This is a genomic window from Peribacillus sp. NPDC055009, from assembly GCF_053608705.1.
Genome location: NZ_JBSGVZ010000008.1, coordinates 1 through 11,841, shown reverse-complemented (window position 1 = coordinate 11,841; position 11,841 = coordinate 1). Strand labels below are relative to the sequence as shown.

The window sequence follows — 11,841 nt, the reverse complement described above, 5'->3', positions numbered from 1 at the left end:
CAAGGTTTAAAGGGATGGTCCTATTTAGACGATGATCTGTACACAATTTCGGCCATTCTTCTTTGCGGCATATAAGGCTTGGTCGGCCCGTGGCATCAATGTTTTGATGGAAATGCTTCGGTCACCAGCTTCAATTAATGCAGTAGTCACCCCGAAACTGCAGGTAACGGAAATCATCTCTTCATTAACCACTGCAATACTTTCAGAAACCTTTTCCCTTATCATATCGGCCAACTCATATGCAGCGGGTAAAGCGGTATTCGGCAAACATATGATAAATTCTTCACCGCCATAACGCCCCAACAAATCTCCTTCCCGAATGTTTTCCTTTGCAATATTCGCTACAAGCGTTATGGCCGCATCCCCTGCTTCATGTCCAAAAGTATCATTTACATTTTTGAAATGATCGATATCAAACATGATGACTGAAACATTGCCGCCTTCCATGCTTAGTGCATCAAATAAAATTTCCGATTTTTTGATGAAAAATGTTCTATTCAATATTTGGGTTAATCCGTCCAAGCTGGCAAGTTGCTTCATCTTTTCCAGCATGAGTACTCTTTCAGTTACATCGGCGAAGGTAATGATCTGTCCGATAGACAGGTTGTTTTTGTTGAACACGGGTGAAAAACCAATATGGTAATGTACCATATCACCATTTATGCTGCAATTAAAGTCACTGTCCTGTTTAAGGTCGATTATTCCCCTAAGAAGTTGATTCCCATTTAGCACACTTGTAATCGATTTACCAATGGAATGTTCATCCAACATGGGCAAAAATTTGCGCATTCCACGGTTATAGTCGACAATCAACCCCTGTTGATTTAAAACGATTACTCCCTCTTTCATACTTTCAAAGACGGTTTCCCGAGCGATCGGGGCTACATTGAACATTTGAAAAGTCAAAAGTGCCGCACCATGAAAGATAAACGTGATACTCATGGATACAGGACCAAGATCGATACCATATGAGCTTAGTCCATTTATATAAAAATAATTTGCTATTATAGGAATAAGAAGACCTGCCACCATCATTGATATTTGCATCCTGAATCTGAATGAAGATTTTTTCACCTGTTTTAGCAATATTATTATACTTATCATCACACATAAAAAAAGAAACAGGGAGTGTACGTAAAACCAAGGGCCGCCCACCAGTTTAATAATTGGAAAAGGACTATCGCTTCTCAATTCCATTGATTTGTAATATAAGTGATGAAGGTCATTTGTAAAATGCATGAAAATGGTGATGAACGGTATGATGAAGAGTGCATATTGCCAGACCTTCTTAATTCTCTGACCTACATATTCAATGCACATCAACAAAAGGAATACTGGGATGAATGGTAATGCCAAGTACTCGACCCTTAACCAGAATATGATTTGTTCTAACGATGTACTGGAAAGTTCGAAAGCATAGGAAAAAGTAAAGATGGAAGACAATAATGTCACGAGAATATAGGCTTTTGCTCCAGGTGCATCCTTGATCTTTAACTGTGCAAATAAACACAGAAACAAGCTTGAAGCACCTGCTATTATAAGTACGAGTATGTATAACAATAACTCCCGTGGCAATGCGAATCAACTCCGTTTAACAAAAAAATAGTTTTCCGTATATTATATAGCACTTTATGACTAGGTGACTAGAGTTTATTCAGGGAATTCTGAATTTTAAATCCCTTATTTACTTACACCCCAAACCGCCGAATAAAATAAACATCCAGTTTTAACAACATGAAAAACCCTGCTTCATCACCTTGAATGTGAGTGGCAGGGGTGATAATTCAAATAAATGAAGTATTTAGTTACGGATTATACCTTCTCTGTTACTGCTGTGAATCGCTTTAAGAATGAAAGTATTTTTTGGTAGACCGCAATTTCATTTTCTTTTTTGGAAAATCCATGTCCCTCATCTTCCAGAAGCATATAATCGACATCTCTTCCTTTACCCTTCAAGGCTTGAACGATTTGATCTGATTCCTCTTTGACGACACGGGGATCGTTTGCTCCTTGAATGACGAGCATTGGCTTTATCATCGATTCTAAATAGGTGATTGGCGAATACTCGATTAGTTTTTCTTTATCTTTTTCCGGATTTCCTACCCACTGATCCATGATTGGCTTCCAGTCTTCTGGAACGGAATTGATAAATGAGAAGAGGTTGGATGGACCGAAAATATCGACAACTGCCTTAAAATAATCTGCATGTCGTCCGTGCAGCAGAAGTGCCATATACCCTCCGAAGCTTCCGCCCATCAATAGGATATTCCCTTTTTGTGCATGTCCTTGGTCTATTAGCCAATCAAGGCCGGCTACATTATCAAGTCGTGGCCCATTTCCCCAATCTCCCTCTACCATTTTCGTGAATTCCAAACCATAACCAGTAGAACCGCGGAAGTTTGGCGCAAAAATACTGTAACCGTGATTCAGGAAAAATTGAAATGAAGCTCTGAAGGACTTCCGTTCTGCCGCTTGAGGTCCTCCATGAGGCCAAAAAATGACTTCACCATTGTCATTTTCCTTTTTTGCCCTAAAAAATAACGACTCAATTTCCAGGCCATCAAAGGAAGTGTATGTAATGATGTCGGGTTCAACCAATTCATCAGAATCGACGCCTGGAACAGTATATTTAGTTAATGATACCCACTCATCACCTGTATTTTTATAGATATTATGAGGCTTTGTTGCGCCCATGCCAAATAAGTAAAGCGTGCCTGATGCAGCAACCTCAAGCTTATTAATGACGCTGCATGGTACGGGGATGTTTCTCCAATTTTCATTTTGCAGATTGAATTCATATAATTGATCCTCTACACCCTTTTGACTGGTTATATATAAAAGTTGATTCTCTTTACTATAATTAATGGCAGTAAAACTCTCATTCTCCAATTCTTTAACTTTACAGAATTTATTTGTTTCAAGGTTGTATGAAGCCATATAGGTAAAGTCTGAATCATAATCAGTCAATAAATATATCATCGAATCTGAAACAAAAACACCATCACTCACTGTGTGCTGTTTCTCAGTGGGCGGAGTGAGCAGGATATCTTCGTTCCCATTTTTTGCATAGAGTAGGGTATTTGTATTGGAAAAGTGTTTATAGTAAAGTAAGGTTTCTTCATCAGGGCTAAAGCCAAATAAATAGGTCGCTGCATCCTTCCCCTCCAATACCAGCTTTTCCTGTCCTGATTCTAAATCTAAACAATAGGCATTTAGAAAGGAAGCATTTCCTCTGGATGTCGTGTAATAGAGCTTTTTACTGTCATTCGATAATTTCGGCATGAAATTACGTGTATTTTCATGATGAACGATTTCCTTCATTGTCCCGCCATTCAAAGGAACCCCGTAAAACTGGGTATTTTCATTACCGTCTTGATCGAAACCAGCAATTATGAACCGGCTCTTCTTATCATATATCAGTGCTTGGCAGCTTTGATCAATGGATGTAAGCGGATAAGGAAAGGAGTTTGGCAAATCCATTCCCCATAAATTATACTTGCCGCTCAAATTGGTACTGAAAACCAGATGTTTTTCATCTGGACTTACGGCAAAATCAGCAATGGAAAAAGTTCGTAAAAATTGCTCAACATCAGGTTTTGGAAAAGTGATCATTTTGGCAGCCCCTCACATTTATAATATAAAGAAATATCCGTAAATAATTATACCATATTTTTCCTTGTAACTGCAGGTAAAATGAACTCCAGAATTTCACATCGCCATTTCTAAAAAATAACTGCCTGAATATGAATTAATCAGCTACGATCAAAACATCAAGATGTCTAACTTCTCTTAGAAGACGAGATACAATAGATCCACCCATAATTTCTTGCCATCTCGTTCTTGCTGATTGTCCTAAAATGACTTGTGTTGCTTTTTTGGTCTGTAATTGTTTCTTGATCTCCTTGAACACAGTTCGTCTATCCCTCGTAGTATATATTTCAAAAATGCCTCCTAAGCGATGTGTAAGGCTTACCAGTTTATCAAGTATCAACTTTTCATCAGTTTGCAGTTCATATTGATGTTTGACGAAAATAACAAACCACTCGGCTTTAAGTCGGTAGGCTATGCGGAACCCCCTTCTAATTAAACGCTCAGAATCCGCTCTAAGATTGACACAGACAAAAATCACTTCATCTTTTCTCCATGGCCCCCTTACTCCTTCCTTACGTTTCATTGATTCTAATCTGTCATCCACATCATCCGCCAATTCACGGAGCGCAAGTTCTCTCAACGCTATAAGATTCTGTGTCTTGAAGAAATGGCTAAGGGACTGTTCCACTTTATCCATGGCATATATATTACCTTCCTCCATCCTTTTTCTGAGCGCATTTGGTGAAATATCGATCAACTCAAGTTCATCCGATAATTGGAGAATGTTGTCAGGTACTGTTTCTCTTACAGAAACACCTGTAATTTGTTTTACACTATCTTTCAAGCTTTCTATATGTTGAATATTCATCGTGGAAATAACCGAAATTCCAGCGTCCAAAATGGTCATTACATCTTGATATCTTTTTTGATTTTTGTTACCCGGTACATTCGTATGTGCTAATTCATCTATTAAGACCACTTCAGGATTCCGAATGATAATGGTATCTAAATCCATTTCCTCCAATAATACGTTTTTATATCGAATTAGTTTTTTAGGCAGGATTTCCAAATTTCCCACTTGGGCAATTGTCTCTTTTCGACCGTGGGTCTCCAATAGTCCAATCACTACATCAATTTCGTTTTCCTTCAATTGATTTGCTTCCCTTAGCATTGTATAGGTTTTACCAACACCAGGCGCAGCTCCGAGATAAATCTTAAATGTCCCTTTTTTCACCCGTTCCACTTTATCGTGCATTTCATCAGGGGAGAGTCTGCGATAAGGATTTTCCTTCTTTTTTTCCGTCTTGATTGCGGGGATGATCCTCTCACCAAATGCTTTTACACGGTCTGCCATAATATATACATCGATGCTTTTAGACTGTCTCATTATTTTATTGACTATTGAACCGTTGACAACATCTTTCCACACTGGATTTTTTGATTGACCCAAGATAATTCGTGTTATTTGATTCTGCATGGAAAATCCGACTATTTCTTCTGCTATTTCGTCTCCATTCCTTGTAATCTCAAAAAAACTCCCATTTAATTTATTGACCAGTTTTTGCATGGAGCTTTTAAAGATTTCTTCCTCCTTTGATAGTTTTTTTGATAGTGGGATAAAGCTGGCGATTAAAAACTCACCGCCCAACCGCTTGGCAATTTGATCTCCTCTTCTTATTAATATGGAGCCATTCCAATGATATTGTACACAGACCAATATTCGTTCCGTAGCACCAGAAGGCCCCAATAGCCCTTCTTGTTCCCTGTGTTCAGTCAGGTCCTCTTCCACTTCTTCCGCTAAAAACCGAAGTGACAATTCCCTAAGAGTGGCTAGATTACCATTGTTGTAAAACTGTAATGGGCCTTCGTCTTTTTCACTTATTTCCCCTTTTTGCAGACGTTTTAATATGGCTTCAGGGGTGACGTCCAATAAACGTACTTCATCAGCCTTTGTCAATGTATCTTCTGGGAGCGTAACCTCTACATGAAGTGAAAGATTCAGTAATTGCTCTGCGACTTTCTTCACTCCTTTCAACTCATAAATATTTATGGTCGTAATGACACTGATCTCATTATTAATTAATTCCTTAACATCGTCCAAACGGGTGGCGTTTTTTGCATGTATATGGTTTTCATGTGCCAATCGATCAACTAAAACAACTTCGGGATTCCGTTTATAAATCTTATCTAAATCAATGTCCTGTTCTATGTGTCCATTTTGCTCCCATTCTATAGTGGGAATAAGTTCAAGACTGCCTAATTGTTTAAGTGTTCCAGGACTACAGGACTTGTTGACCACACCGACAACTACATCAATCCCACGTTTCTTCAATTCATTCCCTTCAAGCAGCATATGGTAGGTCTTGCCTGAACCGCTTACCGCACCAAGTATGATTTTGAGCCTTCCCCTTTTGATATTGGAAATCGACTCTAGAATTTCATCTGGTGTTTTCCTTCGAAATTGTTCCGACATATAAGCCCTCCAATTACTATATTAAAAGGAGAGTCTACTAAACTCTCCAGATCATAATTATTTCAATTCATCCAATGCCATATTCAACTCCAAAACATTAATTCGGGGTTCACCAAAAATTCCAAGTGATCGGCTGCTCGTATGTTTTTCCACTAGAAGATATACTGTTTTTTCAGATAATCCCCTTTCAAGAGCAATACGAGGAACCTGTACCTTCGCACCATTAGGGGAAATATTGGGATCAAGTCCTGAACCCGAATTCGTCATTAAGTCAGATGGTATATCCGCCTTATCGATAGCAGGGTTTTCTTTTAAAAACTTTGAAATGTCTTTTTTTGTCCGATTTATGAATTCCTCATTTGAAGAAGCAAAGTTCGGCGTACCTGAACCAGCCGCATCATATTCAATAGAAGAAACACGGCCATGAAAATACCCAGAATCTTTAAAAGATTGACCGATCATTTCCGAACCGATCCATTCACCAGATTCATTTTTAATTAAACTGCCCTCTGCTTTTGCGGGCATCATCAACTGTGCCATTCCCGTCATCAAAATCGGATATGCCATCCCACAAATGATTAGAAGCACCAAAACCAATCTGATATTTTTCAACATGGATTTCCACCCACCCATAATTTATATTTTCAAGCCACTTTTAAGACAACAAGAAGCAAATCAATTAATTTAATTCCCAAGAAGGGGACTAACACTCCTCCTAATCCATACAAGAACAAATTCCTGGTCAATAATCTTGTTGCGCTCATAGGAACATATTTAACACCTTTCATTGCCAAAGGGATAAGCAAGGGAATGATGATGGCGTTAAATATTAAAGCTGATAATATGGAACTTTGGGGTGTCGCCAATCCCATAATGTTCAGGGCTTTCATTTGAGGTATCGCCAGCATGAACATGGCTGGGATTATCGCAAAATATTTAGCTACATCATTAGCGATGCTAAAGGTTGTCAACGCCCCCCGGGTCATGAGCAGCTGTTTGCCAATGGCTACCACTTCAATGATTTTGGTGGGATCTGAATCTAAATCCACCATATTAGCGGCTTCCTTCGCCGCGTTTGTCCCTGTATTCATCGCCAATCCCACATCTGCCTGCGCCAATGCTGGCGCATCGTTTGTACCGTCTCCAGTCATGGCAACAAGCTTGCCATCCGCTTGTTCCCGCTTGATGACAGAGATTTTATCTTCAGGCTTAGCCTCGGCGATAAAATCATCGACACCTGCTTCTTTGGCGATTGTTTCAGCTGTTAACGGGTTATCCCCTGTGCACATTATGGTTTTAATACCCATTTTTCTTAATTCATCAAAACGTTCCTTCATGCCTGGTTTCACTGTATCTTTCAAATATATAGTGCCAAGTATACGGCATCCCTCTGTGACAACCAATGGAGTGCCGCCTTTTTTGGCCACTTCATCACAAGTGTCTTTCAAACCGATAGGCACTTTCCCTCCCTGATGTACTATATATTTCATTATCGTATCAACTGCACCCTTTCTGACCCTTTTCCCGTCAGGAAAGTCCGTTCCGCTCATTCTGGTTTCCGCCGTAAATTCAATACCTTCCGTACCGTTTTTATCCAGCCATTTTTTAGGTAATCCATTTTTTTGGGCTAATTCCAAAACAGACCGACCCTCAGGGGTTTCATCATGTAAAGATGCATATACGGCATATTGGTTAAGCTCTTCCTGACTAATGCCGATAGCCGGTATTAAGGCAGATGCCATGCGGTTACCATGTGTTATTGTTCCTGTTTTATCAAGGATGATCGTATTGATATCACCTGCGGCTTCCACCGATTTTCCAGACTTTGCAATTACATTGAATTGAGTTACCCTATCCATACCTGCTATTCCTATCGCCGAGAGTAAGCCCCCGATTGTTGTGGGGATCAGGCAAACCAGCAAAGCTACCAGGGTAGCGGTTGGAAGGGTAACTTGAATATATGACGCAATCGGTACCAGAGTGGTACATACAAGTAAAAAGATGATGGTTAAGCTAATCAGTAATGTACCAAGTGCGATTTCATTCGGTGTTTTTTGCCTTTTTGCTCCTTCGACCAAATTGATCATGCGATCAAGGAAGGATTCACCAGGGTCTGCACCGACTTTAACTTTGATAAAATCACTGATGACTTTTGTACCTCCTGTTACAGAACTGAAATCTCCCCCAGGTTCTTTTATTACGGATGCCGATTCACCTGTGATCGCTGATTCATCGATAGCGGCCACTCCTTCAATGATTTCTCCATCCACGGGTATTAAATCGTTTGCCTTCACTAAAACCATATCGCCTTTGCGTAATTGCAAGGCATCGACTATCATTACGGAACCATCTTTCTGAATCAACCTAGCTTTAGCATCCTGCTTTGTCTTTTTGAGACTATTGGCTTGTGCTTTTCCACGTCCCTCTGCTAGAGATTCGGCGAAATTAGAAAAAATGATCGTTACGAATAAAATGATGGTTACTGCAACGTTATACCCCCTATCAGACACTCCGCCAAGAAGCGCAGGAAATATTGATAGAAGAAGCGTAATGGCAAACCCTACTTCTACTACAAACATGACTGGATTGCGTGCCATAACTTTTGGATTCATTTTTTTGAGTGCATCTTTACCAGCCTCGTAAACAATGTTCTTATTTACATTCGCTATTCCCTCTATTCTCATTTGTAATGCCCCTTTTCAACATTTATCTTATCGTAAGCCACTCAGCAACTGGTCCAAGTGCAATGATTGGAAAGAATGTCAAAGCTCCAATAATCAAAACTGAAGCTAAGAGAATGACAAAGAACGTACCATTATCCGTTTTGAACGTTCCAATAGTCTCAGGAACACGCTTCTTTACCAGTAATGATCCTGCGACTGCAATCATGGCAATCATGGAAAAATAACGTCCGGATAACATGACTAAACCAGTGGAGACATTCCAAAAAGGGGTATTGTCTCCTAGTCCTTCAAAACCCGAACCATTATTTGCTGCTGAGGAGGTAAACTCATAAACTACTTGAGTAATACCATGAAAGCCCGGGTTTGATATAGCTGCTGAACCCATTTGTGTCGCTAAAGCGATGGCAGATGGAACTAATATGATCAATGGGTGGATCAAAATCGTTATAGCTATTAACTTCATCTCCCGGCCTTCAATTTTCTTACCCAAAAACTCAGGTGTACGTCCCACCATAAGTCCGGCAAGAAATACAGCCAATATTGAGTACATGAGAATATTGACCGTACCCACACCATCGCCGCCAAATACACAGTTCAGCATCATCATTGCAAGTGGAGCTATACTTCCCAGCGGTGTTAAGGTATCATGCATATTATTTACCGATCCTGTAGTTGCAGCTGTAGTTATACTGGTGAATAATGCACTCTGAGCCCCCCCGAAGCGCACCTCTTTCCCCTCCATACTCCCCTCCGTTTGTGAGAGGCCAATTTGCTCCAAAGCTGGATTACCATTTTTCTCATTAATATACGTAATGCTTAAGAAGAGAAATAACATGAATGCCATCGCTGAAAATAGGATCCAGCCTAGCTTCTTATTCCTCGCCATATATCCAAAAGTCAACGGAAGGGCAGCGGGTATAAGAAACATGGATAATATTTCTAAGACATTCGTGAAACCATTAGGATTTTCAAATGGATGGGCTGAGTTGACCCCAAAGAACCCTCCCCCATTTGTGCCTAAGTGCTTAATGGATTCTAATGCCGCTACAGGTCCCCTTGCTATATTTTGGGTGTCTCCTTCCAATGTTGTCGCAACAGCCGTTGGGCTAAATGTTTGCGGTACGCCTTGGGATACTAGGACTAAACCAATCAATATCGATAATGGTAGCAGAACTCGGGTAATCGTTCGGATTACATCCACATAGAAGTTTCCTAGACTCCGCTGGCTTGTTAAGCCCCTAAAAAAAGCCATACATAAAGCAATGCCGGTGGCCGGGGTCGTGAACATCAAGAATATGATCACTGCCATTTGAGATAAATAAGAAAGTCCCGATTCTCCACTATAATGCTGTAAATTGGTATTCGTAAGAAAGCTTGCAGCTGTATTCAATGCCAACAATGGCTCCATGTTGTCAATCTTACTGGGGTTGCCAGGTAACTCCCCTTGGAAGCGAATGATAATATAAGAGATTATGAACATCACTAAATTACTTATCAGCAGTGCCTTGGCGTACTGCTGCCATTTCATATCTCCCGTCTTAATGCCGGATAGCTTAAAGATAAACCTTTCCATCCTTCCAAACACGCGATCTTGTTTCGTTAATTCAAGGGAATAAACATCCGTTAAATATATAGCCATTGGTATCGCTAATACAACCGCAATTGCCAATACCACAACGATTTGCAATACATCCATTTACTTCTCCTCCGTAAGTCACCCTTAGTATTTTTCCGGATATATGAGGGCATGTATTAAATACAACGTTACCGCTCCGACGATTATCAATAAGAACATCTCCTACGCTCCCTTTGCAATGACTTTATTACAAAAATGAATGAATCTTAAAAAGAATACTAACGGTATAGCCATTAATAAAATGGCTATATTATCCATTTTTCTCCTCTTCTCCCGCAATAATAAAGCCTATATTCTCCTTCACCTCCTTTAAGATACGTTTCATTAAACTGTTCTTTTGCTCAGAAAGACGTCCTTTAAGGCATAAAAAAATAGACCAATGTTACTTTTCCCCCAGTTTGCAGGCTGCACAAATGCAATCTCCTTCCTACAGCGTCATGAACAATGACGCATCAGAAAAAGAAAGATATACAGAAACAAACATTTTGTTGGAGAAAAAGTAATCATTGGTCTACTTAACGCCCAGCAAGCATTAGCGCCTACTCCACGATCCGTCTTCCAAGAAACCTTTTCAATTATAGGCATAATAAAAAGACCTACGGAAATGTCAGATTGCCATTTTGCTATAGCATAACAAAAAAGCCTCCTGAATCAAGGTGGTCTTATGACCTCCTTCGCTTTAGCCGACGAAGTTAGCTGACGGGTAGGATGGCGAAAGAGTATCTCATCCCTTCTGCAAATGCAGAATTAACCCCATAAATAGTGGGTCCTCCGTTCTCAATCACTTGAGATTTGGCCGGTATCTAATTGTTTTTCATGAGGATTATTGTACGCTCCTCATTCAAGGTTTGTAAACTCATAAAAACCATTAAAAACCTCCATATTTGATTAATTAAGACGATATTCATCCAATTTATCAGCAAGAATACTATATTTCTTCAATTTACTAACTTTTTCACTTTTTTCTAAAGTTTTACAAACAGTTATTGACAGGAACTTAGACGTGGCATTATGATAAATCCCATAAATTCGTCAGATTAACTGGAGGCATTATGTCAAATACAAAGAAAAGGATCGAAGCTGAAATAAGCGAAGCATTCATTAAATTCCAGCGTGAATTGATTGGAAGAGGACCTCAGGAAACTAAAACTTATATAATCAATGATATGTTGATAACCCGTTTCAAGGGTGTCCTTACTGTAGAGGAAAAGCACCTTGTGAGTCACAATTCAGGCAAAAAACTTGTGAAAAAAATGCGTTCACTACTCCGTGAAATGTACACTAAGGATTATGAAAAAATAGTTGAAGATCTTACGGGTTGTAAAGTACTTTCATCTCACAGTGATATAAGCACTAAAACAGGTGAAAGAATCGAAGTTTTCATTATGGATAAGGATTTGGAACGTCTTTTTGAAACCATCAAATAAAAGTTACAATTCTTCCACTTAATATTATAT

General features: G+C 39.5%; 8 protein-coding genes and 1 riboswitch. Of the genes, 1 reads left to right on the top strand and 7 read right to left on the bottom strand.

Annotated elements, in window-relative coordinates; all coding sequences use genetic code 11:
- Nucleotides 1–24: 24 nt before the first annotated feature.
- The 7 genes from ACWF5P_RS13695 to ACWF5P_RS13665 form a co-directional block, all read right to left on the bottom strand.
- A complete protein-coding gene (locus ACWF5P_RS13695) occupies nt 25–1,560 on the bottom strand; it encodes a histidine kinase N-terminal 7TM domain-containing protein (protein ID WP_452445011.1) in 1,536 nt (511 codons plus the stop codon).
- Between the two features lie 252 nt (nt 1,561–1,812).
- The gene (locus ACWF5P_RS13690; protein WP_452444967.1) at nt 1,813–3,612 is read right to left on the bottom strand and encodes a S9 family peptidase; all 1,800 of its coding nucleotides are present in this window, start codon (nt 3,610–3,612) and stop codon (nt 1,813–1,815) included.
- A 136-nt stretch (nt 3,613–3,748) separates the two neighbouring features.
- The gene (locus ACWF5P_RS13685) at nt 3,749–6,064 is read right to left on the bottom strand and encodes a histidine kinase (RefSeq protein WP_452444966.1); all 2,316 of its coding nucleotides are present in this window, start codon (nt 6,062–6,064) and stop codon (nt 3,749–3,751) included.
- Between the two features lie 57 nt (nt 6,065–6,121).
- Nucleotides 6,122–6,679 (bottom strand): potassium-transporting ATPase subunit KdpC, encoded by a 558-nt coding sequence (gene kdpC, locus ACWF5P_RS13680; protein WP_452444965.1) that lies wholly within the window; start codon nt 6,677–6,679, stop codon nt 6,122–6,124.
- A gap of 29 nt (nt 6,680–6,708) precedes the next feature.
- A complete protein-coding gene (gene kdpB / locus ACWF5P_RS13675) occupies nt 6,709–8,748 on the bottom strand; it encodes a potassium-transporting ATPase subunit KdpB (protein WP_452444964.1) in 2,040 nt (679 codons plus the stop codon).
- A 22-nt stretch (nt 8,749–8,770) separates the two neighbouring features.
- Complete coding sequence (gene kdpA / locus ACWF5P_RS13670) at nt 8,771–10,444, bottom strand: potassium-transporting ATPase subunit KdpA (protein WP_452444963.1); 1,674 nt, start codon at nt 10,442–10,444, stop codon at nt 8,771–8,773.
- A gap of 24 nt (nt 10,445–10,468) precedes the next feature.
- The gene (locus ACWF5P_RS13665) at nt 10,469–10,543 is read right to left on the bottom strand and encodes a potassium-transporting ATPase subunit F (RefSeq protein WP_350302869.1); all 75 of its coding nucleotides are present in this window, start codon (nt 10,541–10,543) and stop codon (nt 10,469–10,471) included.
- A gap of 507 nt (nt 10,544–11,050) precedes the next feature.
- A riboswitch (cyclic di-AMP (ydaO/yuaA leader) is annotated at nt 11,051–11,192 on the bottom strand.
- Nucleotides 11,193–11,436: 244 nt separating this feature from the next.
- On the opposite strand from ACWF5P_RS13665, the gene ACWF5P_RS13660 reads away from it, so the two are divergent.
- Nucleotides 11,437–11,811, top strand: coding sequence for a DUF2294 domain-containing protein (locus tag ACWF5P_RS13660; protein WP_434169550.1), 375 nt, complete (start codon nt 11,437–11,439; stop codon nt 11,809–11,811).
- Nucleotides 11,812–11,841: the final 30 nt, after the last annotated feature.